The 24,293-nt window shown below is 61.4% G+C and carries 21 protein-coding genes; 9 read left to right on the top strand and 12 right to left on the bottom strand.

Translation table 11 applies throughout. The features are described from left to right. Position 1: 1 nt before the first annotated feature. From choV to HX805_RS04250, 3 genes are all read right to left on the bottom strand, one after another. Positions 2-1,180 (bottom strand): choline ABC transporter ATP-binding protein, encoded by a 1,179-nt coding sequence (gene choV, locus HX805_RS04240; RefSeq protein ID WP_177027999.1) that lies wholly within the window; start codon positions 1,178-1,180, stop codon positions 2-4. After that, entirely contained in the window at positions 1,177-2,022 is an 846-nt protein-coding gene (gene choW, locus HX805_RS04245; protein ID WP_003216909.1) for a choline ABC transporter permease subunit, read from the bottom strand. Before choW ends, choV begins: the two co-directional genes overlap by 4 nt. 68 nt (positions 2,023-2,090) lie before the next feature. Next, positions 2,091-3,038, bottom strand: a complete 948-nt coding sequence (locus HX805_RS04250) for a choline ABC transporter substrate-binding protein (RefSeq protein ID WP_003216912.1) — start codon at positions 3,036-3,038, stop codon at positions 2,091-2,093. Between the two features lie 436 nt (positions 3,039-3,474). Here HX805_RS04250 and HX805_RS04255 point away from each other — a divergent pair, with 436 nt between their 5' ends. Together HX805_RS04255 and HX805_RS04260 are read left to right on the top strand one after the other, a co-directional pair. Beyond that, positions 3,475-4,851, top strand: coding sequence for an L-serine ammonia-lyase (locus tag HX805_RS04255; RefSeq protein ID WP_008434038.1), 1,377 nt, complete (start codon positions 3,475-3,477; stop codon positions 4,849-4,851). 540 nt (positions 4,852-5,391) lie between these two features. Next, entirely contained in the window at positions 5,392-6,495 is a 1,104-nt protein-coding gene (locus HX805_RS04260; RefSeq protein WP_003216915.1) for a GlxA family transcriptional regulator, read from the top strand. 107 nt (positions 6,496-6,602) lie between these two features. On the opposite strand, the gene HX805_RS04265 is transcribed toward HX805_RS04260, so the two are convergent. The 6 genes from HX805_RS04265 to HX805_RS04290 all read right to left on the bottom strand — a co-directional run bounded on the left by HX805_RS04265 (position 6,603) and on the right by HX805_RS04290 (position 12,075). Next, a complete protein-coding gene (locus tag HX805_RS04265; protein ID WP_003216918.1) occupies positions 6,603-6,866 on the bottom strand; it encodes a hypothetical protein in 264 nt (87 codons plus the stop codon). A gap of 379 nt (positions 6,867-7,245) precedes the next feature. After that, a complete protein-coding gene (locus HX805_RS04270) occupies positions 7,246-8,406 on the bottom strand; it encodes a gamma-butyrobetaine dioxygenase (protein WP_003216919.1) in 1,161 nt (386 codons plus the stop codon). Between the two features lie 9 nt (positions 8,407-8,415). Further along, a complete protein-coding gene (locus HX805_RS04275; protein ID WP_003216921.1) occupies positions 8,416-8,892 on the bottom strand; it encodes a thioesterase family protein in 477 nt (158 codons plus the stop codon). A gap of 140 nt (positions 8,893-9,032) precedes the next feature. Then, positions 9,033-9,998, bottom strand: coding sequence for an L-carnitine dehydrogenase (locus HX805_RS04280; RefSeq protein WP_017476440.1), 966 nt, complete (start codon positions 9,996-9,998; stop codon positions 9,033-9,035). A 157-nt stretch (positions 9,999-10,155) separates the two neighbouring features. After that, on the bottom strand, positions 10,156-11,043 hold the full coding sequence (locus tag HX805_RS04285) for a 3-keto-5-aminohexanoate cleavage protein (protein WP_003216924.1): 888 nt from the start codon (positions 11,041-11,043) through the stop codon (positions 10,156-10,158). An 87-nt stretch (positions 11,044-11,130) separates the two neighbouring features. After that, positions 11,131-12,075: a choline ABC transporter substrate-binding protein gene (locus HX805_RS04290; RefSeq protein WP_008430636.1), complete on the bottom strand. Its 945-nt coding sequence runs from the start codon at positions 12,073-12,075 to the stop codon at positions 11,131-11,133. A gap of 193 nt (positions 12,076-12,268) precedes the next feature. Here HX805_RS04290 and HX805_RS04295 point away from each other — a divergent pair, with 193 nt between their 5' ends. Beyond that, positions 12,269-13,213, top strand: coding sequence for a GlxA family transcriptional regulator (locus tag HX805_RS04295; RefSeq protein WP_003216927.1), 945 nt, complete (start codon positions 12,269-12,271; stop codon positions 13,211-13,213). 138 nt (positions 13,214-13,351) lie between these two features. On the opposite strand, the gene HX805_RS04300 is transcribed toward HX805_RS04295, so the two are convergent. Both HX805_RS04300 and HX805_RS04305 read right to left on the bottom strand, forming a co-directional pair. Further along, a complete protein-coding gene (locus tag HX805_RS04300) occupies positions 13,352-13,768 on the bottom strand; it encodes a DUF3010 family protein (protein ID WP_177035271.1) in 417 nt (138 codons plus the stop codon). A 42-nt stretch (positions 13,769-13,810) separates the two neighbouring features. Next, positions 13,811-14,212 carry a lysozyme inhibitor LprI family protein gene (locus HX805_RS04305; RefSeq protein WP_003216930.1) on the bottom strand — a complete coding sequence of 134 codons (402 nt, stop codon included), beginning with the start codon at positions 14,210-14,212 and terminating at the stop codon, positions 13,811-13,813. A gap of 219 nt (positions 14,213-14,431) precedes the next feature. On the opposite strand from HX805_RS04305, the gene HX805_RS04310 reads away from it, so the two are divergent. The 6 genes from HX805_RS04310 to HX805_RS04335 all read left to right on the top strand — a co-directional run bounded on the left by HX805_RS04310 (position 14,432) and on the right by HX805_RS04335 (position 22,192). Beyond that, a complete protein-coding gene (locus HX805_RS04310) occupies positions 14,432-15,409 on the top strand; it encodes a dipeptidase (RefSeq protein WP_003216932.1) in 978 nt (325 codons plus the stop codon). A gap of 76 nt (positions 15,410-15,485) precedes the next feature. Then, a complete protein-coding gene (locus tag HX805_RS04315) occupies positions 15,486-16,016 on the top strand; it encodes a DUF5943 domain-containing protein (protein ID WP_008430647.1) in 531 nt (176 codons plus the stop codon). Between the two features lie 15 nt (positions 16,017-16,031). Continuing rightward, positions 16,032-18,092 (top strand): dimethylglycine demethylation protein DgcA, encoded by a 2,061-nt coding sequence (gene dgcA, locus HX805_RS04320; protein WP_087694764.1) that lies wholly within the window; start codon positions 16,032-16,034, stop codon positions 18,090-18,092. 158 nt (positions 18,093-18,250) lie between these two features. Then, positions 18,251-20,191 (top strand): dimethylglycine demethylation protein DgcB, encoded by a 1,941-nt coding sequence (dgcB, locus tag HX805_RS04325; RefSeq protein WP_177116628.1) that lies wholly within the window; start codon positions 18,251-18,253, stop codon positions 20,189-20,191. Continuing rightward, entirely contained in the window at positions 20,191-21,411 is a 1,221-nt protein-coding gene (locus HX805_RS04330) for an electron transfer flavoprotein subunit alpha/FixB family protein (RefSeq protein WP_008430652.1), read from the top strand. Before dgcB ends, HX805_RS04330 begins: the two co-directional genes overlap by 1 nt. 10 nt (positions 21,412-21,421) lie before the next feature. After that, positions 21,422-22,192, top strand: a complete 771-nt coding sequence (locus tag HX805_RS04335; RefSeq protein WP_102370063.1) for an electron transfer flavoprotein subunit beta — start codon at positions 21,422-21,424, stop codon at positions 22,190-22,192. 801 nt (positions 22,193-22,993) lie between these two features. Here HX805_RS04335 and gbcA read toward each other — a convergent pair. After that, positions 22,994-24,289: a glycine-betaine demethylase subunit GbcA gene (gbcA, locus tag HX805_RS04340; RefSeq protein ID WP_003216945.1), complete on the bottom strand. Its 1,296-nt coding sequence runs from the start codon at positions 24,287-24,289 to the stop codon at positions 22,994-22,996. Between the last annotated feature and the right edge of the window lie 4 nt (positions 24,290-24,293).

The raw sequence follows: 24,293 nt of genomic DNA on the forward strand, positions 1-24,293 counted from the left end.
GTTAGCCCAGGTTCTTGCCCAAAAGGGCGTGATAGAGCTCACTGTCACCCAGAATCCCCACCACCTTGTTGTCGTCCTGCAGCACCAGCTTGTTGCCTGTCTGGTACCGAATCTGCAACGCATCGCGCATTCCGATATTGGAATCCACCAGCGTCGGCATCCGGCCCAGGCCCTCCACCGATTGCCCCGGTGCCCAGTTCTGCAGGTTCAGCACCGAACCGTTCTGCCGCGCGCCCTTGATGGTGTTGCCTTCGGCCAGGTCCAGCCACGAGTCACCGCCCGGGTCCAGGCTGATGGAGCCGTTGACGTGGGTGCAGTTATCCACCGTGCGCATCAGGCTGCGGCCACACAGCACATTCAGCGGGTTGGTGTGGGCCACGAAGGTCCGCACATAGTCATCCGCCGGGTTCAGCACGATCTCTTCCGGCACGCTGTACTGGATGATCCGCCCGTCTTTCATGATCGCGATGCGGCTGCCGAGTTTCAGCGCCTCATCCAGGTCGTGGCTCACGAATACGATGGTCTTGCTCAGCTTGCGTTGCAGCTCCAGCAACTCATCCTGCAAGCCCTGACGGATCAGCGGGTCGAGTGCCGAGAAGGGTTCGTCCATCAACAGGATATCGGCGTCCATCGCCAATGCGCGGGCCAGGCCGACACGCTGCTGCATGCCACCGGAAAGCTCGTCGGGCTTCTTGTTGCGCCACTGCGACAGGCCCACCAGTTCCAGCTTGTCGTCCACCAGCTTGCGTCGTTCTTTCTCCGGGCGGCCTTGCATCTCCAGGCCGAAGCTGATGTTCTCGCGCACCGTCAGCCAGGGCATCAGGGCGAACTTCTGGAACACCATGGCGATGCGCTGGGTGCGCATCATTTTCAGCTCGGCGGGGGTGCAGGATGCGATGTCGATCTGGCGACCTTCATGCTCCACAAACAGCTTGCCGCGGCTGACGGTGTTCAAGCCATTGATGCAGCGCAACAAGCTCGACTTGCCCGAGCCGGACAGGCCCATCAGCACGCAGATCTCGCCTTTCTCGACATCCAGGCTGGCGTTTTCAACGCCGACAATCTGCCCGGTCTTTTTCAGGATCTCGTTGCGCGTCATGCCCTGGTCCAGCAGCTTGAGCGCCTCGCGTGGGTCTTTGGAGAAGATCACGTCGACATTTTCGAATCGGATAATGCTCATGCATCACCCCCTACTTTGGCGTCGGGTTGTTTGCAGATGCGGTCGAGCATGATGGCCAGCAATACGATCGCCAGGCCGGCTTCAAAGCCCAGGGCGATGTCGGCGGTGTTCAGCGCGTTGACCACCGGTTTGCCGAGGCCGTCGGCGCCCACCAGGGCCGCGATCACCACCATCGACAACGACAGCATGATGCATTGGGTAATGCCGGCGGCGATGCTCGGCATGGCGTGGGGCAGTTCGATCCGCGAGAGCAACTGACGGCGCGAGCAGCCAAAGGCCTTGCCGGCGTCCATCAACTCTTGCGGCACATCACGGATACCCAGGTAAGTCAGACGGATAGGCGCGGCAATCGCAAACACCACCGTGGAAATCAGCCCGGGCACCACACCCAGCCCGAAGAGGGTCAGGGTAGGGATGAGGTAGACGAAGGTCGGTACGGTCTGCATCAGATCGAGCACCGGCCGCATCAGGGTGTAGAACATCGGTTTGTGCGCGGCAACGATGCCCAGCGGCACGCCGATCACCACGCAGACCAGGGTGGCGAACAGCACTTGCGCCAGGGTCTCCATGGTTTCCTGCCAGTACCCCAGGTTGAGGATCAGCAGGAAGGAGGCGATGACAAAAACGGTCAGGCCCCATTTGCGTTGAATGAAGTGAGCGAGCAGCGCAATCAGACCGATCAATGCCAGTGGATTGAACCAGGTCAGCGCGAACGTCACGCCGTGGATCATCGTTTCCAGGGTCGATGCGATTGCGTCGAAGTAGGCGGCCCCGTGTTGGGTCAACCACTCAACGAAGGCAGCGATGTACTGGCCTAGCGGGATTTTATGTTCAGTCAGCATGGTAGTGAATGTCCACATGCGAAGAGGAAAAACATCCCGGGCCAGCGTACCGGCCCGGGGTCAGCGGTTTACTTGGCGAGGTAAGCTTTGACGGCCTCCAGTCCTGGTTTGCCATCGACCGTGGTGACACCGGCGAGCCAGGTGTCGAGCACTTGCGGGTTCTTCTTCAGCCACGCCTTGGCGGCGGCGTCAGGCTTCATTTTGTCGTCCAGGACGTTACCCATCAGGGTGCTTTCCATGTTCAGGGTGAACGACAGGTTTTTCAGCAACTGGCCCACGTTGCTGCATTCCTGGGTGTAGCCCTTGCGGACGTTGGTGTAGATGGTGGCCTGGCCGTAGTTGGGGCCGAATGAATCATCACCCCCGGTCAGGTACTTCATCTTGAAGCGGGTGTTCATCGGGTGCGGTTCCCAGCCGAGGAACACGATGGCCTGGTCGCGCTTGGTGGCGCGTTCCACCTGCGAAAGCATCCCGGCTTCGCTGGATTCGACCACTTTGAAACCGGCGGTTTTCAGGCCGAAAGCGTCCTTGTCGATGAGGGTCTGGATGGTCCGGTTGCCGTCGTTGCCCGGCTCGATCCCGTAGATCTTGCCGCCCAGCTCATCCTTGAATTTGACGATGTCGGCGAAGTCTTTCAGGCCCTTGTTGTACAGCGCTTCCGGTACGGCCAGGGTGTACTTGGCGTTTTCCAGGTTGGCGCGCACGGTTTCCACGGTGCCGGCATCACGGTACTGCTTGATGTCGTTTTCCATGGTCGGCATCCAGTTGCCGAGGAAGATGTCCATGTTCTTGCCGTCGGCCAGGGACTTGTAGGTCACGGGTACTGAAATCATCGTGGTGCGGGGTTTGTAGCCGAGGCCCTTGAGGACTTCGCTGGTGGTGGCCGTGGTGACGGTGATGTCGGTCCAGCCGACATCGGAGAAGTTGACGGTCTGGCATTGCGCCGGTTCTGCAGCGTGAGCCACGACTGGCAGACTCAGCATGGCGGCCAACAACAACGACGGGGAACCTTTCATGGGGGTGGACTCCTGGTGTTTTTCTGGCGGCAATAACACCGCGCTTATAGGTGTTGCGGTTGGGCGTGCGGCACAGCTCTGCCACGCAACTGTGCAAACGAGTCGAGACTGATCATGTACCAGTGAAAATCTGACGCCTACAGGGGGCGTCGTATCCAGTACAGGGATGGTCGTATCCAGTGTCGGTGACGTCGCTTACAGATTTTTTCCACGGCAAAACTGCACTTTTTACCGATCTGCACCGCAAAAAACGGCCAAAACGTCGCCTTCCACAACAGCGGCGCTGATGAGCATGGGTACGTCGGTGTGAGACGCCGTGAGCGCCAGCAAAAGCTTGATGATGGCCGCATCTGGGCGGATTGCGACATGAGCGTAGCAGCTCCGTCACCAGGCGTTATGTGCGCCTGGCCTGTGCTCATCGAGGAGTTTCACGGCAATGGCTATCAGCGTTTTCGACCTGTTCAAAATCGGCATTGGGCCTTCGAGTTCTCACACCGTCGGCCCCATGCGCGCCGCGGCGTTGTTCGTTCAAGGATTACGTGAACGTGATGTGTTGGAACAAGTCAGGCGCGTCGAAGTTCAGCTGTATGGCTCCTTATCGGCCACGGGCATCGGTCACGGCAGCGACAACGCGGTGATCATGGGCCTGATGGGCGAGTGGCCGGACGCGATCGATCCGTCACAGATCGGCATCCGCATCGAAACCCTGCGCGAGACCAACACCCTGCTGCTGGACGCACGTTTGCCGGTGCCTTTCTTATGGGCGCGGGACATGCGCCTGATCGACGAAAACCTGCCGTTCCACCCCAATGCCATGACCCTGGTGGTGTTTGGTGATAACGGCGAGCTGCACCGCGACACCTACTACTCGGTGGGCGGCGGATTCGTGGTGGATGAAGCCCAGGCCAACAGCGGCGTGGCGGACATGGACCGCACCGAGCTGCCCTATGATTTTTCCAGTGCGGTGGAACTGCTGCAGCTGTGCAAGACCCACAACCTGCGCGTCGCTGAGCTGATGTTGGCGAATGAAAAAACCTGGCGCTCGGAAGAAGAAATCCGCAGCGGCCTGATGAAGCTCTGGCGAGCCATGCAGGATTGCGTGGAGCAAGGCCTAAAGCACGAAGGCATCCTTCCCGGCGGCCTTAATGTACGGCGCCGTGCAGCCAAGTTGCACCGCAGCTTGCAGGAGCTGGGCAAGCCGAACGTGATCGGCTCGACCTTGAGCGCGATGGAGTGGGTCAACCTGTTCGCCCTGGCGGTGAATGAAGAAAACGCCGCCGGCGGGCGCATGGTCACGGCACCGACCAACGGCGCGGCGGGGATCATCCCGGCGGTGCTGCACTACTTCATGAAGTTCAGCGAAGAAGTGACCGAGGCCAACGTGGTCGACTACTTCCTCGGCGCGGCGGCGGTGGGCATCCTGTGTAAGAAAAACGCGTCGATCTCGGGTGCCGAAGTCGGCTGCCAGGGTGAAGTCGGCTCGGCGTGCGCCATGGCGGCGGCGGGGTTGGCGGAGATCCTCGGGGCTACGCCGGAGCAATTGTGCAACGCGGCGGAGATTGGCCTGGAACACAACCTCGGCCTGACCTGCGACCCGGTAGGCGGGCTGGTGCAGGTGCCGTGCATCGAGCGTAATGCGATTGCCGCGGTGAAGGCGATCAACGCGGCGCAGATGGCGCTGCGGGGGGATGGCCAGCACTTCATCTCGCTGGACCGGGTGATCCGCACCATGCGCGATACCGGGGCGGATATGCATGACAAGTACAAAGAAACATCGCGGGGTGGGTTGGCGGTGAGTGCGGTGGAGTGTTGATCCGGAAAGACCGCGTCGCCTGCATTCGCGAGCAAGCCCGCTCCCACATTCGACCGAGTTCCTACGGAAAAAACGCGGTCAAGTGTGGGAGCGGGCTTGCTCGCGAATGCGGTAGACCAGGCAACACTGCTCATAAAGTGAACACCAGAACCAAAAGCGCCACCTTTTAGCGCGTCGCAATTAGATAAGTAGCTCCCGAACGATTTCCCCTTATGACCATCGGTCACCCGTGCTTGTGGTGACAGACTTTTCCCACGTCGTTTCTCTCCCTTCCCACAAGTGCTACCGATCTGCTCACACACCTTGAGCCTGCGTTCTCTCACGTCTTTTCTGGGTCATATCCCCCACTCCATGCGCGGGCTTATATAGACACGTCATGAGGTCGTTTTCAGGAGTTATTGAATACGCATTCAACTTTAGGCATGGCATTTGCTCTATCAATACAAAGCCTCTCGCCATAGGAGTTTCCTTAAGGCGATGAGCGCAATAACAAGAGCCTCGCCTGAGGCCATCACCCGCTTTGTGTGAGGAGATACCGCGATGACGTCGTTCAACTCCGGGGCTCAACCCCAGAACCGTGCGCCTCAATCCATCGGCTTTTTGCTGCTGGACAATTTCACGCTGATTTCCCTGGCCTCCGCAGTCGAACCCCTGCGCATGGCCAACCAACTCTCCGGCCGCGAGCTGTATCGCTGGACGACGTTGAGTGTGGACGGAAACCAAGTGTGGGCCAGCGACGGTCTGCAAATCACCCCCGATGCTTCCATGCACAAAGCCCCGGCCCTGGACACCGTGATCGTCTGTGGCGGCGTGGGTATCCAGCGCACCGTGACCCGTGAACATGTGTCGTGGCTGCAAAGCCAGGCGCGCCAATCCCGTCGCCTTGGCGCGGTGTGCACCGGCAGCTGGGCCCTGGCCTGCGCCGGCCTGCTGGACGGGTTCGATTGCAGCGTGCACTGGGAATGCCTGGCGTCGATGCAGGAAGCCTTTCCCCGCGTGGCCATGAGCACACGCCTGTTCACCCTCGACCGCAACCGCTTCACCAGCTCCGGCGGCACCGCGCCGCTGGACATGATGCTGCACCTGATCAGCCGCGACCACGGCCGTGAGTTGTCGGCGGCGATCTCCGAGATGTTTGTGTACGAGCGCATCCGCAACGAACAGGATCACCAGCGTGTGCCGCTCAAGCACATGCTTGGCACCAACCAGCCGAAGTTGCAGGAAATCGTCGCGCTGATGGAGGCCAACCTGGAAGAGCCGATCGACCTCGATGAACTGGCGGTGTACGTAGCGGTGTCCCGGCGTCAGCTGGAGCGCTTGTTCCAGAAATACCTGCACTGTTCGCCGTCGCGCTACTACCTCAAGTTGCGCCTGATCCGTGCGCGGCAGTTGCTCAAGCAAACGCCGATGTCGATCATCGAAGTGGCGTCGGTGTGCGGGTTTGTCTCCACGCCGCACTTCTCCAAGTGCTACCGCGAATACTTCGGCATTCCGCCGCGGGATGAGCGTGTGGGTTCCAACACCACGCAGCAGGTAGCGATGATGCCGATTCCGCAGGCGCTGGTGTTGTCACCGTTGTCCGGGCCGTTGTCGGCGTTGAGCCAGGCCAGGAATGAGTCGACTTTCGCGAGTGTAAGGCTTTAGACCGAGTCGCCTGCATTCGCGAGCAAGCCCGCTCCCACACTTGACCGCGTTTTTTCAGTAGGAACGCGGTCGAATGTGGGAGCGGGCTTGCTCGCGAATGCGGTATATCAGGCGCCAGAGTTCTGCCGAAATTGCACCAGCGCCGGCAACAACTGCTTGTCGATCGCCTGCCTCACCGCCGGCAAGATCGTCGCGCTGCCGGTGTACATCTGCTCAACCATACCCTTGAGCGCCTTGGCCCGCGCCGCGCTCAAGCCGCGCACCGCACACTCGCAAGCCTGCTCGGCGGTAGCGCCGCTGGACACCTCGAAACCCAACGACCGCAGCTGGCCCAGCAGGTCATCCTGGTCAATCAAATCCGCGTGCATCATGACGTTAATCCTTGTTAGGGGAGCGGGGGTTTGAAGTCGATTCTGGTAGGCCATCACCGAGTCGGCAAGGCCTGAATGCATGAATGTCCGGCACACCTATGAACAGGTCGTTTTCGGCTAACTCGCAAGGCAGGGGAGTGTGCACACTGACACCAAGCAAGCAGCTTGAAGGTTTGGTCACCCTCGGGATGCGCAGCTCACACAAAGCACTCTGCCCCGATCCTGTCACGGCTGAATCGGGGCTTTTTTTGAGCTGAAATTTGAGGTGAAGCTGCTGGCCCCTTCGCGAGCAAGCCCGCTCCCACAGTTGACCGCGTTTTTTCAGGAGGAACTCGGTCAAATGTGGGAGCGGGCTTGCTCGCGAAGGGGGCGCCTCGGTCTACCGCTGCAACACCAATATCCGCGACAACAACTCATCCCGATCGATATAGCAGCCCTGGAAATGCCGCGCGCCGGACGCCGGATCAAACGCATTGCGCGCATGCAGGGTCCGGCGATTATCAAAGCACCACAGCTCGCCCGGATTCAGACGTTTGACCAGCCGAAAACGCTCTTCCCGGGTCATCGCAATAAACCGGCGATAGGCGCGATAGAGCAACGGCATCTGCTCTGCAGGCGCCTCAAACGGCCCGCGCAGAAAGTTGGCCATGCGAATCTCGGCGACCTCTCCCAATGCATCCAGCGCGATGATCGGCGCCAGCCGGCGATAGTCGCTGTGACGGTCCTTGTTGCGAAACTCCACCGGGATCTCGCACAACGCGCGAAAGGCTTCCGGATCTTCGTCCCGCAGCGCCCGGGCAATCGCAAAACCGTCGACAAAAATACTCTCGCCCCCGTCGGCGTCGTTCACCAGGCAATGCAAGAACTGCAGCCCGGGTTGCAGCTCCCGCGTCGGCAAATCACTGTGCAGCGGCAGGTTGAATGCTGTGTAGGCGTTGCTGTCGGCATCGGCCTTGGACTGTACGTTGAACAGCACGCCGAAGTTGCTCTCGCGGATGAACGAAATGCGCTTGGCGATCAGCGCCAGCGAGCCAGGTTCGGTGGGCACGCCGCGCACTTGGGTGAGGCCGCTGTCACGCAGGGCCAGCAGCCATTGCAGCAGGGCTTTCGGGTCTTCCATCAATGCCGCGTAGTCGAAGACGGGCAGCTCGAACCTGTGGTCCCACAGCCGGGATTTCGGCTTGGCCGCCCGGCGCTCCGCGCGTGATTCATCATCGTAGGCGTGCGCCCGCAACCATCCGGGATCGTATTGGCTGCGATGCCCGCCGCTCCATTCCACTGTCAGCAGACCCTGGTCGATACGTGCACTGAGGGCCGTGAGGTGTTCGTCCACATCGACGATTTCCAGCACCTGTTCACGGGTCACGCTGTAGACGCAAACAGGGCACGGGCAGTTGTCCCGCAGCCACTGGTGATGAAACGGGCTGACCCGCCCATCGGCCCATCGCACACTGAGGTGATCGCCGTGCACCTGCACATCGGCCAGGTCACTGATCAGTGGGTAAGTACGGAAGTCGGCAACAGCGGCGGCGGTTTGCATGGCGATTCCTTATTTTTGGGGTGGCAGTCCAATCACGCGGCCGAGCAGGGCGGGCTTCGGCAGGTCGGTTTGTTCGGCGCTGATGCTGGCAAGCTTGCCCAGCACCGCTTCACTGAATGGCGCCGAGTGCGGCCCGGCGAGGTCGACGTGGAGCAGCATCTGTTCGTTGCCCGCCAGCTCCTTTTCGTCGCCCACCAGGTGCAGGCTGTGATAGAGGTGCAGGCGCTTGCGGTCGTGGGCGATGAGGTGGGTGTGCACCTCGACGGCGGCGCCCAGTTTCACTTCGTGCAGGTAGTTGAGGTGCAACTCCAGGGTGAACAGCGAGTGGCCGCTGGCTTCGCGGTTTTCGCTGTCCAGGCCCAGGGTGTCCATCAGTGCGTCGGTGGCGTAGCTGAATATCAGCAGGTAGAACGCATCGCGCAGGTGGCCGTTGTAGTCGACCCACTCGGGGAGGATTTTGGTGGTGTAGGTGGTGAGTGCGGGCATGGTTCGGTTCCCGGTAGGTACGTGATCGTTCCCACGCTCTGCGTGGGAACGCCTCCTGTGACGCTCTGCGTCACGCGTTGGGACGCAGAGCGTCCTGGGCTGCATTCCCACGCAGAGCGTGGGAACGATCTTTACAGGGCTTATTCGGCGAAGGTCATACCGTGTTTTTCCTTGGTGGTCTTCACCGCCTCCAGCACCGCCAGCAGGCAATCATCACGATAGCGCTCCAGCGCCGAAATGCTGTGCTTGCCCAACTGATCGCTGGTGCCGTCCACCACGTCGTCAATCAATTTGTCGGTCAATTCCGGCGCCGGCAGATAGGTCCACGGCAGCTGCAAGGCCGGGCCGAACTGCGCCATGAAATGCCGCATCCCGGCATCACCGCCGGCCAGCGTATAGGTCAGGAACGTCCCCATGAACGACCAGCGCAAACCGGCGCCAAAGCGAATCGCGTCGTCAATTTCGCCGGTGGTTGCCACGCCATCATTCACCAGGTGCAAGGCCTCACGCCACAGGGCTTCCAGCAGCCGGTCAGCGATAAAACCGGGCACTTCCTTACGCACATGCAAAGGGCGCATGCCGAGGGATTCGTACACCTTGATTGCTGCCTGAATCGCTTCCGGCGCAGTGTTTTTGCCGCCTACCACTTCCACCAGCGGCAACAGGTAAACCGGGTTGAACGGATGCCCCACCACGCAACGTTCCGGGTGCGTGGAGCCTTCATAAAACTCGCTCGGCAACAGCCCCGAAGTACTCGAACCAATCAACGCATTCGGCTTGGCCGCGGCGCTGATCTTGCTGTGCAATTCCAGCTTCAATTCCAGGCGTTCCGGGGCACTTTCCTGGATGAAGTCGGCGTCTTTCACGCACTCTTCAATCGTGGCCACAAAGCGCAGGCGGTCTTGCGAGGCGCCGGGTGCAAGGCCTTGTTTCTCGAGTGCGCCCCAGGCATTCGCGACACGTTTGCGCAGGGCCGCTTCGGCGCCGGGCGCCGGGTCCCAGGCCACCACATCCAGGCCGTGAGCCAGTGCGCGGGATACCCAGCCGCTGCCGATAACACCGCTGCCCAGCGCGGCGAAGGTTTTGATTTCAGTGATAAAGCTCATGGCAAATTCCTAAAGAGTTCGGTGATCTCCTGTGGGAGCGGGCTTGCTCGCGAAAGCGGTCTGTCAGTTGATGCATTCGGTGGCTGATCCACCACATTCGCGAGCAAGCCCGCTCCCACATTTGATTCGGTTCCTGCAGGGCGTCGTGCGGTGTGTCTTAGCCGCGCTTGGTCAGGCCCATCTTCACGCGGCCTTCGGCCGGGGTCATGACCCGCGCACCCAGGCGGCTGAGGATCTCGCTGGCGCGTTCCACCAACTGGCCGTTGGTCGCCAGCACGCCCTTGTCCAGCCACAGGTTGTCTTCCAGGCCGACCCGTACGTTGCCGCCCAGCAGCACTGCTTGCGCCGCCATCGGCATCTGCATGCGACCAATCCCGAAGCCGGCCCACACCGCGTCAGCCGGCAGGTTGTCGACCATGGCTTTCATGGTGGTGGTGTCGGCCGGCGCGCCCCACGGGATGCCCAGGCACAGCTGGAACAACGGGTTGTCGAGCAAGCCTTCCTTGATCATCTGCTTGGCGAACCACAGGTGACCGGTGTCGAAAATCTCCAGCTCGGCTTTAACGCCCAGCTCTTGAATACGTTTGGCGCCAGCCCGCAGCTGGGCCGGGGTGGAGACGTAAATGGTGTCGCCATCGCCGAAGTTCAGGGTGCCGCAGTCCAGGGTGCAGATTTCCGGCAGCAGCTCTTCCACGTGGGCCAGGCGGGTCAGCGGGCCCACCAGGTCGGTGTTGGGCCCGAATTCCATGGGGTTCTCGCCGCCACCGATTTCCAGGTCGCCACCCATGCCGGCGGTGAGGTTGACGATGATGTCGACGTCCGCCTCGCGGATGCGCTCCATCACTTCGCGGTACAGCGCCACGTCGCGGCTGAACTTGCCGGTCTCGGGGTCACGTACGTGGCAATGCACCACGGTGGCACCGGCCTTGGCTGCTTCCACCGCCGCGGCAGCGATTTGTTTCGGAGTGACCGGCACGTGAGGGCTTCTGGCGGTCGTGTCGCCAGCACCGGTGAGTGCGCAGGTGATGATGACGTCGTGGTTCATGAGGCAGGTTCCTTACAGGCGTGATTTTCAGGCGTAGTCATACCGTTCGCAGCCGGGAGCGGCTGCGAAACGGTGATTCAAGACAGGTTATTTGCTGGTCAATTGCAGGTTGGCTGCGGCGGGTTTGCCGTCGAAGGTGGTCACGCCTTCCAGCCAGCGCTGCTGGTCTTGCGGGTGATCCTTGAGCCATTGCCTGGCCGACTCGAAAGCGTCCTTGTGATCCAGCAGCGGCTGCATCATTCGGCTCTCGTCGGCGGCGGTGAAGGTCAGGTTGCTGAGCAACTTGTGCACGTTGGGGCATTGCTCGGCGTAGGTCGGCGAGGTGACGGACCACACGGTGGCCATGCCTTCGTTCGGGCCCAGCGCGTCATCACTGCCGGTGAGGTAAGTCATCGCCACGTTGACGTTCATCGGGTGCGGCGCCCAGCCGAAGAACACCACGGCCTCCTTGCGGCGCACGGCGCGGTCGACGGCGGCGAGCATGCCGGCCTCGCTGGATTCCACCAGTTGGAACTTGCCCAGGCCAAACTGATTCTTGGCGATCATCGCCTTGATCTGGGTGTTGGCGCCCGAGCCCGGTTCAATGCCGTAGATCTTGCCGCCCAGTTCTTTTTCAAACCTGGCGATGTCAGCGAAGGTCTTCAGGCCCTTGTCGGCCAGGTAAGTCGGCACCGCCAGGGTCGCGCGGGCGTCTTCCAGGGACGGCTTGTCGAGCACCTTGACCTGCTTGGCCTCGACAAACGGGGTGATGGTCTGGGTCATCAGCGGGTTCCAGTAGCCCAGGAACATGTCCAGGCGCTGGTCGCGAATCCCGGCAAAGATGATTTGCTGGGACGCGCTGGTCTGTTTGGTCTTGTAGCCGAGGCCGTCGAGCAACACTTGAGTCATGGCACTGGTGGCGATTACGTCGGTCCAGTTCACCACGCCCATGCGCACGTTCTGGCAAGAAGCCGCATCGGCTGCCATGACGTTGGTGCTCAAAATGGCGCTGGCGCTGAGTGCGAGCACGCAGCGGCTGATCAGTCGGTTCATGGTGGTTCCCTCGGCAGGTTGTTATTGTGGGTTCCGGCGTCTTTGTGCACCGTGCAGCCAAGTTACGCAGCTTGGTCCCCGACAAAACGCACGGCGGCGACCAGCTCTTGCACTGCAGCGACCTGCCCCCTTGAATGACCGATTGAACTGGCGTATCACAGTGACCACGCTGTCCGTCCTACGAGAGCGCTCCATGTCCCAGGATTTCTACTTTCTGCTGATGCCGGGCTTCTCCGCCATCGGCTTTATCTCCGCGATCGAACCTTTACGTGTCGCCAATCGTTTTCGCGGCGAGCTGTACCGCTGGCATGTCTTGAGCGCCGACGGCGGCGCGGTGCTGGCGAGCAATGGCATGTCGGTCAACGCCGACGCCGCACTGGAACCGCTGAAGAAAGGCTCGACCTTACTGGTGGTGGCCGGCTTCGAACCGCTGAAGTTCGCCACGCCCGCACTGGAACACTGGCTGCGTCGCCTTGACCACGACGGCGTGACCCTCGGCGCCATCGACACTGGCGCCTGCGTACTCGCCGAAGCCGGCCTGCTCGACGGCCACCGCCTGACCCTGCACTGGGAAGCCATCGACGCCTTCAAGGAATCTTATCCACAGCTGACGGTAACCCAGGAGCTGTTCGAGATCGACCGCCGGCGCATCACCTCGGCGGGCGGCACCGCGTCCATCGACCTGATGCTCGACCTGATCAGCCAGGCCCACGGGCCAGAGTTGGCGATCCAGGTGTCCGAGCAATTCGTGCTCGGCCGCATCCGCCCGCGCAAAGACCACCAACGCATGCAGATCGCCACGCGCTACGGCATCAACAACAAGAAGTTGGTGCAGGTGATTGGGGAGATGGAACAGCACACGGAACCGCCGTTGAGCACACTGGCGCTGGCGGAGGCGATCAAGGTCACGCGGCGGCAGTTGGAGCGCTTGTTTCGGCTGCACCTGAACGACACACCGAGCAACTTCTACCTGGGTTTGCGCCTGGAAAAGGCTCGGCAGTTGTTGCGCCAGAGCGACCTGAGCGTGCTGGAGGTGAGCATCGCCTGCGGGTTTGAGTCGCCGTCGTATTTCACCCGCAGCTACCGGGCAAGGTTTGCCAAGTGCCCAAGGGAAGATCGGCGCCGGGAAGCGGTATGAACACCGCTATTGAAAACAACACAGATCAAATGTGGGAGCGGGCTTGCTCGCGAATGCGGTGGATCAGTCGTTACATGTATTGACTGACACACCGCATTCGCGAGCAAGCCCGCTCCCACAGGGGATGTGCGATGTAGCTTATTTCTTCAGCAGGGCTGAACACGCGGCTTTGAAGGCCTCATGCTGATACTTGTTCAGCGTCGCCGGCAGGGCAAAGTCATGTTTCTTGTTCTGCGCATTGATGGTCTGCGGCGACAGCAGCGTCACTTCAACGCCCTCCAGCAACTGAAACACACCTTCAATCTTGAACGTAGTCGGGCCACCGGCGAATTCGCCTTTCTTGCTGCGCTTCTTGATGGCGATGCGGCTGATGCCGTTTTCCCGCACAAACGCGCTGACCTGAGCGGCGAAGGCCTTGACGTTGGCCGCCTCATCATCGTCTTCAAGGGCGATTTTCTTGGTGGCCAGGGCTACATGGCTCAATGCCTGACCGTCGAGCGAGGCGACAGCAATAATGGCTTCGCTGCCTTTGATTTCGATGCCGCAGATTGTCATGAATAGCCTTGGTTCTGAGTAAAGAGTGGAGGGGATTGTCGCTTATTCCTGCCCAATCGACTCCAAAAACTCCGACCGTTCATCACTCATCCGCGCCAGACAATCATTCTGCTGGATCGCATATGCCTTGCTTCCCGCCACTGCCGGAAAGGTATCTACGGCGCAATCCGCATCACGTAACTTTTCCCACTTCTGCTGGGCATCCTTCAGACGAGCGGTAATGTCCGCCAGCTGCGTCTTGTTGCTGCCATAGGTCGAACCCATGCGTTCCAGCAAGCCCTGGTAGTTATCCTTGAGCAGTTGTTCGGCGGTGGTTTTGTTGTAGGTGGCGCATTCCAGGGTTTGCTTGTCGTTCTCGATGCCATCGCAGGGCGTGCTGTCGGTGTCTTCAGCGGCGTGTACGCCGGTTGCGATGAGTGCCAAAGCCAGGAAAATCGATTTCATTGCGCCGTCTCATATCAGTTGATGAGCAAATTCTGGCTCAAGCGTAAGACAAAGAACAGACACCCGTCAGAGATGTCATGTTGGCCTTTGTCGCGGATTGACGCTTTCGGCAATTCCCTTGTCGTTTTTGCACCCGGCTCCTTCTGCCCCGGGGCATATGCTGGCCCCAAAGCGCCGGCAGACGATTCGGCGCATGAATCGCCAATAAGGGGACGCCTGATGAGCCCAGCCGAATTGCACGCCGACAGCATCGTTATCGACGGGCTGATCATTGCCAAGTGGAACCGCGACCTGTTCGAAGACATGCGCAAGGGTGGCCTCACCGCTGCCAACTGCACCGTGTCGGTATGGGAAGGGTTCCAGGCCACCATTAACAACATCGTGGCCAGCCAGACCCTGATTCGCGAAAACAGCGACCTGGTGATCCCGGTGAAAACCACCGCCGATATCCGTCGCGCCAAGGAACAGGGCAAGACCGGCATCATCTTCGGATTCCAGAACGCCCACGCGTTTGAAGACCAGCTCGGCTATGTCGAGATCTTCAAGCAGCTCGGGGTTGGCGTGGTGCAGATGTGCTACAACACCCAGAACCTGGTGGGCACCGGCTGCTATGAGCGCGATGGCGGCCTGTCGGGCTTCGGTCGCGAGGTCGTCGCCGAGATGAACCGCGTCGGCATCATGTGCGACCTGTCACACGTGGGCTCCAAGACCTCCGAAGAAGTCATCCTCGAATCGAAAAAGCCGGTGTGCTACTCCCACTGCCTGCCTTCAGGCCTCAAAGAGCACCCGCGCAACAAGTCCGATGAAGAGCTGAAGTTCATCGCCGACCACGGTGGCTTTGTCGGCGTGACCATGTTCGCGCCGTTCCTGGCCAAGGGCATCGACTCGACCATCGACGACTACGCCGAAGCCATCGAATACACCATGAACATCGTGGGCGAAGACGCCATCGGCATCGGCACCGACTTCACCCAGGGCCATGGCCAGGATTTCTTCGAAATGCTGACCCACGACAAGGGCTACGCCCGCCGCCTGACCAGCTTCGGCAAGATCATCAACCCGCTGGGCATCCGCACCGTGGGCGAGTTCCCGAACCTCACCGAGACCCTGCTCAAGCGCGGCCATCCCGAGCGCGTGGTGCGCAAGATCATGGGCGAAAACTGGGTCAACGTCCTGAAGGACGTCTGGGGCGAATAAGCCACCACTCACGCCTCTTTTCCCCCAACCTTATGCGTCGGGGGCTTACCAAAGCATTTTCCGGAGTTAAGTTTCCATGGCCAAGATCGCCCCTCAATTGCCTATCGAAGTCGACAGCGAAACCGGTGTCTGGACCTCCGACGCCCTGCCGATGCTGTACGTGCCGCGCCATTTCTTCGTCAATAATCACATGGGGATCGAAGAAGTCCTGGGCAGCGAGGCCTACGCCGAAATCCTCTACAAGGCCGGCTACAAATCCGCCTGGCACTGGTGTGAAAAAGAAGCTGAATGCCATGGCCTGGAAGGCGTCGCAGTGTTCGAGCACTACATGAAGCGCCTGTCGCAGCGCGGCTGGGGCCTGTTCAAGATCCAGGACATCGACCTCGATAAAGGCACGGCCAGCGTCAAGCTCGAGCACTCGGCATTCGTCTACGTGTACGGCAAGGTCGGGCGCAAGGTCGACTACATGTTCACCGGCTGGTTTGCCGGCGCGATGGACCAGATTCTCGAAGCCCGCGGCAGCAAGATCCGCACCGTTGCGGAACAGGTATACGGCGGCTCCGAAGAGGGCCACGACGACGGCCTGTTCACCGTCAAGCCGTTGTAAGTCGAGGACCCTGCCATGGCTTTCGAAGCAATGTTTGCGCCGATCCAGATCGGCAAACTGACCATCCGCAACCGCGTGCTCAGTACCGCCCACGCTGAGGTGTATGCCACCGACGGCGGCATGACCACCGACCGCTATGTGAAGTACTACGAAGAGAAAGCCAAGGGCGGGATCGGCCTGGCGATCTGCGGCGGTTCTTCCAGTGTCGCCATCGACAGCCCGCAAGGCTGGTGGAAGTCGGTGAACCTGGCGGATGACCGGATCATCCCGCACTTCCAGAACCTGGCCGACGCCATGCACAAGCATGGCGCCAAGATCATGATCCAGATTACCCACATGGGCCGTCGCTCGCGCTGGGACGGCGAGCATTGGCCCACGCTGCTGTCGCCCTCGGGCATCCGCGAGCCGGTGCACCGCGCCACCTGCAAGACCATCGAGCCTGAAGAAATCTGGCGGGTGATCGGCAACTACGCTACCGCTGCGGCACGGGCCAAGGCCGGTGGCCTGGACGGTGTGGAGCTGTCGGCGGTGCACCAGCACATGATCGACCAGTTCTGGAGCCCTCGGGTCAACAAACGTACTGACGAATGGGGCGGCAGCTTCGAAAACCGCATGCGTTTCGGCCTTGAGGTGTTGAAGGCGGTGCGCAAGGAAGTCGGCCCGGATTTCTGCGTCGGCATCCGTTTGTGCGGCGACGAATTCCATCCGGACGGCCTGTCCCACGAGGACATGAAACAGATCGCCAAGTACTACGACGACACCGGCATGCTCGACTTCATCGGCGTGGTCGGCTCGGGGTGCGACACCCACAACACCCTGGCCAACGTTATCCCGAACATGAGTTATCCACCGGAGCCGTTCCTGCACCTGGCGGCCGGCATCAAGGAAGTGGTCAAGGCCCCGGTGCTGCACGCGCAGAACATCAAGGACCCGAACCAGGCCACGCGCATCCTGGAAGGCGGCTACGTGGACATGGTCGGCATGACCCGCGCCCACATCGCCGACCCGCACCTGATCGCCAAGATCAAGATGGGCCAGATCGACCAGATCAAACAGTGCGTCGGCGCCAACTACTGCATCGACCGCCAGTACCAGGGCCTGGATGTGCTGTGCATCCAGAACGCCGCCACTTCCCGTGAATACATGGGCGTGCCGCACATCATCGAGAAATCCACCGGGCCAAAACGCAAAGTCGTGGTGGTGGGTGCCGGCCCGGCCGGGATGGAAGCGGCGCGGGTGGCTGCCGAACGTGGCCACGACGTGACGCTGTTCGAGAAGAAAGAATTTATCGGCGGGCAAATCACCACTGCATCGAAAGCCCCGCAGCGTGACCAGATTGCCGGGATCACCCGCTGGTTCCAGTTGGAACTGGCGCGCCTGAACGTCGACCTGCGCCTGGGTGTGGCGGCGGACGCGGCGACCATCCTCGACCTGCGCCCGGACGTGGTGGTGCTGGCGGTGGGCGGTCATCCGTTCCTGGAGCAGAACGAACACTGGGGCGCGGCTGAAGGCCTGGTGGTCAGCAGCTGGGACGTGCTCGACGGCAAGGTTCTACCTGGCAAGAACGTGCTGGTGTACGACACCATCTGCGAGTTCACCGGCATGTCGGTGGCCGACTTCCTCGCGGACAAGGGCAGCCAGGTCGAGATCGTCACCGACGACATCAAGCCGGGCGTGGCCGTGGGCGGTACGTCGTTCCCGACGTACTACCGCAGCATGTACCCCAAGGAAGTGATCATGACCGGCGACATGATGCTGGAAAAGGTCTACCGCGAAGGCGACAAGCTGGTGGCGGTGCTGGAGAACGAATACACCGGGGCCAGGGAAGAGCGGGTGGTGGACCAGGTGGTGGTCGAGAACGGCGTGCGTCCGGACGAAGAGCTCTACTACGGGCTCAAGGCAGGCTCGCGCAACAAGGGCCAGATGGACATCGAGGCCCTGTTCGCGATCAAGCCGCAGCCGTGCCTGAGCGAGCCGGGCGAGGGGTACTTGCTGTTCCGCATTGGTGACTGCGTGGCCCAGCGTAATACCCACGCGGCCATCTATGACGCCCTGCGCCTGTGCAAGGATTTCTGACGAGGTGTACTCGGTCAAATGTGGGAGCGGGCTTGCTCGCGAAAGCGGTGTGTCAGCCACTGGATGCATCGACTGACACGCTGCCTTCGCGAGCAAGCCCGCTCCCACATTTCGGGCCAGTTTCACAGTAGACCTGTGTGGTCTTCGGGAGCTTCACCATGTTGAACACCCTTCTTCCCATCCTGCTCTTCGCCGCCCTGGGCCTTGCCGTCCTCGGCGCGCTGCGCCGGGTGAACATGTGGCGCCGCGGGCGGTCCTCCAAGGTCGACTTGCTCGGCGGTCTGTTGGCCATGCCCAAGCGCTACATGGTCGACCTGCACCATGTGGTCGCCCGCGACAAATACATCGCCAACACCCACGTCGCCACAGCCCTGGGCTTTGTGCTCTCGGCGCTGCTGGCGATCCTGGTGCACGGTTTCGGCCTGCATAACCGCATCCTCGGCTACGCCTTGCTGTTGGCTTCGGTGCTGATGTTTGTCGGCGCCACCTTCGTCTACCTGCGCCGTCGCAACCCGCCTGCACGCCTGTCGAAAGGCCCGTGGATGCGCCTGCCGAAAAGCCTGATGGCGTTCTCGGTGAGCTTCTTCCTGGTGACCTTGCCGGTGGCCGGGATTCTGCCGGCGGACTTCGGCGGCTGGCTGCTCGCCGCGCTGCTGAGCCTGGGCGTGTTGTGGGGCGTGTCGGAAATGTTCTTCGGCATGACCTGGGGCGGGCCGATGAAACACGCCTTCGCCGGTGCCCTGCACCTGGCCTGGCACCGCCGCGCCGAACGCTTCGGCGGCGGCCGTTCCACCGGTTTGAAACCCCTGGACCTCGCCGATAAAAGCGCGCCCCTGGGCGTGGAAAAACCGGTGGATTTCACCTGGAACCAACTGCTCGGCTTCGACGCCTGCGTGCAGTGCGGCAAGTGCGAAGCCGCGTGCCCGGCGTTCGCCGCCGGCCAGCCACTGAACCCGAAAAAACTTATCCAGGACATGGTCGTCGGCCTGGCCGGTGGCACCGACGCCAAGTTCGCCGGCAGCCCGTATCCGGGCAAAGCCATCGGCGAACACGCCGGCAACCCGCACCAGCCAATCGTCAATGGTCTGGTGGACGCCGAGACCCTGTGGTCGTGCACCACTTGCCGCGCCTGCGTGGAAGAGTGCCCGATGATGATCGAGCACGTGGACGCCATCGTCGACATGCGCCGCCACCTCACCCTGGAAAAGGGCGCGACCCCGAACAAGGGCGCCGAAGTCCTGGAAAACCTGATCGCCACCGACAACCCGGGCGGCTTCGCACCGGGCGGGCGGATGAACTGGGCGGCGGATTTGAACCTGCCCTTGCTCAGCGACAGGAAAACCGTCGAGGTGCTGTTCTGGGTCGGCGACGGTGCCTTCGACATGCGCAACCAGCGCACCCTGCGCTCGTTCGTCAAAGTGCTGAAAGCCGCCAAGGTCGACTTCGCCGTACTGGGCCTTGAAGAGCGCGACAGCGGCGACGTGGCGCGGCGCCTGGGCGATGAAGCCACTTTCCAGCTGCTGGCCGCACGCAATATCCAGACCCTGGCCAAGTACAGCTTCAAGCGCATCGTCACCTGCGACCCCCACAGTTTCCACGTGCTGAAAAACGAATACGGCGCCTTCGATGGCAACTACCTGGTGCAGCACCACAGCACCTACATGGCCGAACTGATCGACGCCGGCGCCCTCAACCTGGGCCAGCACAAAGGCAACAGCGTGACCTATCACGACCCGTGCTACCTGGGCCGCTACAACGGCGAGTACGAGGCACCGCGCCAAGTGCTGCGGGCGCTGGGGATCGAGGTCAAGGAAATGCAGCGCTCCGGTTTCCGCTCGCGCTGCTGCGGTGGCGGTGGGGGGGCGCCGATCACCGATATTCCCGGCAAGCAGCGGATTCCCGACATGCGCATGGAAGACATCCGCGAGACCGGTGCCGAACTGGTGGCCGTGGGTTGTCCACAGTGCACGGCGATGCTGGAAGGCGTGGTCGAACCGCGTCCCTTGATCAAGGACATTGCCGAACTGGTCGCTGACGCGTTGCTTGAAGACGCGGCACCGGCCAAGGCGCCGAAACGCGAACCTGCGGAGGTGCATTGATGAGCGACATTATCCGCCGCGACCCACGGGCCGAATGGATCGCCCGTAACCGCCTGCACCCGCTGCACGCGGCGATGCAGCCGGTGCAACACAGCTGGATGGGGCCCAATGGGGTCATCCGCAAGAACGTGCACGGTGTCGGTTTTATCGGCCCCAACGGCATCAAGCGTATTGACCGCAGCGGCGCCCAGCAGGGCGGCGCGGCCAAGCGTACGGCAGCGGTGGAAGTGCAGTTGCCGCTGCATCAGGTACCGGCGCCCGCTTTCTACATCAACGTGGTGCCGGACATGGTCGGCGGCCGCCTGAGCAGCCACGACCGCGACTTGCTGGGCCTGGCCCGGCAACTGGCCGGCGACGACGGTGCGGTATTGGCCGTGGTGTTCGGCGAACACAAGGAAAACGCCTTCGCCACTGCCGGTGTGGATCGGCTGCTGGTGTTGGACGGGCATGAATTCGACGGTTATTCACCGGAGCAACGGGTTCACGGTCTGCGGGCTGTGGATAACCAGTTCAACCCGCGCCACTGGTTGCTGCCGGACAGCCGCAGCGGCGGTGGTGAATTGGGGCGGCGCTTTGCCGCCAGCCTCAAGGAGCGCCCGGCCACGCGGGTCTGGCAGATCAAGGGCCAGGAATGTATTGGCCGTGCGGGCGCGGGTCAGGAGGATCTTGCCCGCCCACTGCCACGGATGATCCTGGCTGCGGCGGAGTGCGCCGATCCCGTCAGCGAAACCCGTCACGAAGTGCTGCCGGTGGAGTTATCCACAAGCCTGGCCCGCAGCCTTGCGCGTATCGAAGATTTGGGTGCGGTGGCCGTGGACCCGGCGGCGATTCCCATGGCCGAAGCCGAGTTTATTTTCTCCGGTGGCAACGGGGTCAAGGACTGGGCGCTGTTCCACCAGACTGCTGCCGCGTTGGGCGCCACCGAAGGTGCTTCGCGGGTGGCGGTGGACGACGGCTTCATGGCGCGCGATCGCCAGGTGGGCGCCAGCGGCACATGGGTCACTGCACGGGTTTACGTGGCGGTGGGGATTTCCGGGGCGATCCAGCACCTTCAAGGCATTGGTGCCTGCGACAAGGTGGTGGCGATCAACCTCGACCCGGGCTGCGACATGATCAAGCGTGCCGACCTGTCGGTGATCGGCGAAAGCGCCGCGATACTGCAAGCCTTGATCGTCGCGGTCGAGGCCTACCGCCACGGTGCCAAGCGCGATGCAGCTTAAGGAAATGGCCATGACGACGAATGTAATCAGCCTGGTGTCCATCGGCGCCCACCCGACTTCAGGCCGCCCACGCCGCGCCGAGCAAGACGCGCGCGCTGTGGAACTGGGCCTGCAACTGGCTGGGGATAACCTGCAAGTGCTGCACGCCGGCGACATCGGCGAACCCACCCTGCGCGCTTACCTGGGCATGGGCTTGCCGCAGTTGCACGTGCTTGAACAACCGGCCGGGGCAGACGCCTTGCCGGTGCTCGGCGACTATCTGCGGGACGCGGGCGCCCAAGTGGTGCTCACCGGCAGCCAGGCGGAAACCGGCGAAGGCTCGGGGATGTTGCCGTTCCTGCTGGCCGAGCAACTGGGTTGGCCGCTGATTGTCGGCCTGGCCCAGGTGGAATCCATCGAAGGCGGCGTGGCCCATGTGCTGCAGGCCTTGCCTCGCGGCCAACGGCGGCGGCTAAAGGTGCGCCTGCCGTTTATGGCCACGGTGGATAACGCGGCGCCCAAGCCACGGCAAAGCGCCTACGGCCCGGCGCAACGCGGTGAGCTGACGGCCCATGACGTCGAGGTGTTGGAGGATGAGTTATTCACAGGCGCTGTATTGCAGCCGGCCAAGCCTCGGCCCAAGCGCCTCAAGGTGATCAAGGCCAAAAGCGGTGCCGACCGGATGAAGGCTGCAACGGCCAAGGCCAGCGGCGGCGGTGGGCAGGTGCTCAAAGGCGTGAGCCCGGAAGCGGGCGCTGAAGCCATTCTTAAATTGCTTATAGAAGAAGGTGTAGTGCGCTGATCCACTGTGGGAGCGGGCTTGCTCGCGAAGGCGGTGTGTCAGGTAACTCATGTACCGACTGATCCGCCGCTTTCGCGAGCAAGCCCGCTCCCACACTGTTTTGCGGCGATTGTGGCTTTACCCACAATCCCTGTTAACCCACCTGTGGATAACCTGTTCGCGGCTGTCCACACCCCATGCAAATCAAGCCCTCCAGCTCTCTGTACGAAAAATAACCAACCTAACTGACGGTTTTTCCTTGGGTTTTTCTGTGGATAAGGAAAATGCCCGGGACAGACTTGCCCCCAAAGTCTGTTGGTGCTTCTGTGGATAAGATGTTCGCTATCCGCTGTAGGCCATATAACGCGTGGCTTACAGTGCGTTGATTAAAATGTAACCAATATCGCTATTCCGGCTGGTTTTTGCTTTCAAAGCCGCGATTTTCCTCGGTTTAAGCCGGTTTTCCACAGATGGCCCAAAGTTGCCCCCAAAGTCTGTTGGCGCTTCTGTGGATAAGGTGTTTGCGTTCCTCTGTAGCCCATGCAGGACGTGGCTTTCAGGCTTTAGGTCAAAAAATGATCAATTTGGGATAAAACCGGTGCCTTTGAATAAGTCACGGATTTTCTTGGTTTTATTTCGACGGGAAAGCGCAGTTGCCCACAATTGCTGTGGGTGGCTTTGTGGATAAGTTGTTGGGCAATGGCTGGAAGTAAGGCGGGCAGCGGTCTGTCACGGTGTTGGATGAATTTTGTACAGTCACAAACCAGTGTGGGGGCCGGGCAAGCCCGGCTCCCACATTTTGATCGGCGGCGTGTCAGCCGGTTACTCGTGTACGGCGACGCCTTTCAGATACGGCGCTGGCGCCGCCCCCAGGTTGCTCAGCATCCGCTCGCTGTACCAGTCCACAAAGTTCACCACACCAAACTCATAAGTCTTGGAGTACGGCCCTGGCTGGTACGCGGTGGAGTTGATGCCGCGCTGGTTCTCTTCGGCCAGGCGACGGTCCTGGTCGTTGGTGGCGTCCCACACTTTGCGCATGCGCTCGACGTCGTAGTCCACACCCTCTACGGCGTCCTTGTGCACGATCCACTTGGTGGTGACCATGGTTTCCTGGGCACTGATCGGCCACACGGTGAACACAATGATGTGGTCGCCCATGCAGTGGTTCCACGAGTGAGGCAGGTGCAGGATGCGCATCGAGCCCAGGTCCGGGTTCTTGATGCGGCCCATCAGCTTGTTGCAGCCTTGCTTGCCGTCGAGGGTCATCGACACGGTGCCCTTGAGCAGCGGCATGCGCACGATGCGGTTACGCAGGCCGAAGCTGGCGTGGGCGTAAGGGATCTTTTCGGCATCCCAGGCGGCGGCGGAGGCGGCCACGTGGTCCTTGAAGGCCTGGTCGGCCCGCGGGTCGGTGACGTCGTCCCATTCAAGCAGGGTTTTCAACAGTTCCGGGTGCGACGCGTTGCAGTGGTAGCACTCGCGGTTGTTTTCCAGCACCAGCTTCCAGTTGGCTTTTTCAAACAAGGTGGTCTGGATCGCCACCTTGGTGTTCTCCATGTCGTAGGGTTCCATGTAGTGGCTCAAGGTCGACAGGAAGTCGTCGATGGCCGGCGGGTTCTCCGACAGGCTGATAAAGATGTAGCCACCGGCGGTCTTCACATTCACCGGCTTGAGGCCGTATTGCTTCATGTCGAAGTCGGCGCCCATTTCGGTACCGGCGAACAGCAGGCGGCCGTCCAGTTCATAGGTCCACTGGTGGTAATGGCACACCAGCTTGGCGACCTTGCCCTTGTCGCTGGTGCACAGGCGCGAACCGCGGTGGCGACACACGTTATGGAATGCGTGCACCACACCGTCGGCGCCACGGATCACGATGATCGGGTTCTTGCCCACTTGCAGGGTGATGTAGTTGCCCTTGGCGGGGATCTCGCAGGTCATGCCGGCGATCAACCACTCTTTCTGGAAAATTTCCTGCATGTCGATATCGAACAGCCGTTCATCAGAGTAAAACGGCTGCGGCAGCGAAAAGGTCCGCTCGCGTTCTTGCAGCATTTGCGCAGTGGCCTTGCGTGCGGGTTCCAGCGGATCGCCCAAGCTTAAGGTTGCGGTGACGTCCATCGTG

It is taken from the genome of Pseudomonas sp. G5001 (genome assembly GCF_013385475.1).
Classification (GTDB): Bacteria; Pseudomonadota; Gammaproteobacteria; order Pseudomonadales; family Pseudomonadaceae; genus Aquipseudomonas.

Coding starts and splice junctions, on each gene's coding strand:
- choV (WP_177027999.1), bottom strand. CDS start 1,180: ATGAGCATTATCCGATTCGAAAATGTCGACGTGATCTTCTCCAAAGAC.
- choW (WP_003216909.1), bottom strand. CDS start 2,022: ATGCTGACTGAACATAAAATCCCGCTAGGCCAGTACATCGCTGCCTTC.
- HX805_RS04250 (WP_003216912.1), bottom strand. CDS start 3,038: ATGAAAGGTTCCCCGTCGTTGTTGTTGGCCGCCATGCTGAGTCTGCCA.
- HX805_RS04255 (WP_008434038.1), top strand. CDS start 3,475: ATGGCTATCAGCGTTTTCGACCTGTTCAAAATCGGCATTGGGCCTTCG.
- HX805_RS04260 (WP_003216915.1), top strand. CDS start 5,392: ATGACGTCGTTCAACTCCGGGGCTCAACCCCAGAACCGTGCGCCTCAA.
- HX805_RS04265 (WP_003216918.1), bottom strand. CDS start 6,866: ATGATGCACGCGGATTTGATTGACCAGGATGACCTGCTGGGCCAGCTG.
- HX805_RS04270 (WP_003216919.1), bottom strand. CDS start 8,406: ATGCAAACCGCCGCCGCTGTTGCCGACTTCCGTACTTACCCACTGATC.
- HX805_RS04275 (WP_003216921.1), bottom strand. CDS start 8,892: ATGCCCGCACTCACCACCTACACCACCAAAATCCTCCCCGAGTGGGTC.
- HX805_RS04280 (WP_017476440.1), bottom strand. CDS start 9,998: ATGAGCTTTATCACTGAAATCAAAACCTTCGCCGCGCTGGGCAGCGGT.
- HX805_RS04285 (WP_003216924.1), bottom strand. CDS start 11,043: ATGAACCACGACGTCATCATCACCTGCGCACTCACCGGTGCTGGCGAC.
- HX805_RS04290 (WP_008430636.1), bottom strand. CDS start 12,075: ATGAACCGACTGATCAGCCGCTGCGTGCTCGCACTCAGCGCCAGCGCC.
- HX805_RS04295 (WP_003216927.1), top strand. CDS start 12,269: ATGTCCCAGGATTTCTACTTTCTGCTGATGCCGGGCTTCTCCGCCATC.
- HX805_RS04300 (WP_177035271.1), bottom strand. CDS start 13,768: ATGACAATCTGCGGCATCGAAATCAAAGGCAGCGAAGCCATTATTGCT.
- HX805_RS04305 (WP_003216930.1), bottom strand. CDS start 14,212: ATGAAATCGATTTTCCTGGCTTTGGCACTCATCGCAACCGGCGTACAC.
- HX805_RS04310 (WP_003216932.1), top strand. CDS start 14,432: ATGAGCCCAGCCGAATTGCACGCCGACAGCATCGTTATCGACGGGCTG.
- HX805_RS04315 (WP_008430647.1), top strand. CDS start 15,486: ATGGCCAAGATCGCCCCTCAATTGCCTATCGAAGTCGACAGCGAAACC.
- dgcA (WP_087694764.1), top strand. CDS start 16,032: ATGGCTTTCGAAGCAATGTTTGCGCCGATCCAGATCGGCAAACTGACC.
- dgcB (WP_177116628.1), top strand. CDS start 18,251: ATGTTGAACACCCTTCTTCCCATCCTGCTCTTCGCCGCCCTGGGCCTT.
- HX805_RS04330 (WP_008430652.1), top strand. CDS start 20,191: ATGAGCGACATTATCCGCCGCGACCCACGGGCCGAATGGATCGCCCGT.
- HX805_RS04335 (WP_102370063.1), top strand. CDS start 21,422: ATGACGACGAATGTAATCAGCCTGGTGTCCATCGGCGCCCACCCGACT.
- gbcA (WP_003216945.1), bottom strand. CDS start 24,289: ATGGACGTCACCGCAACCTTAAGCTTGGGCGATCCGCTGGAACCCGCA.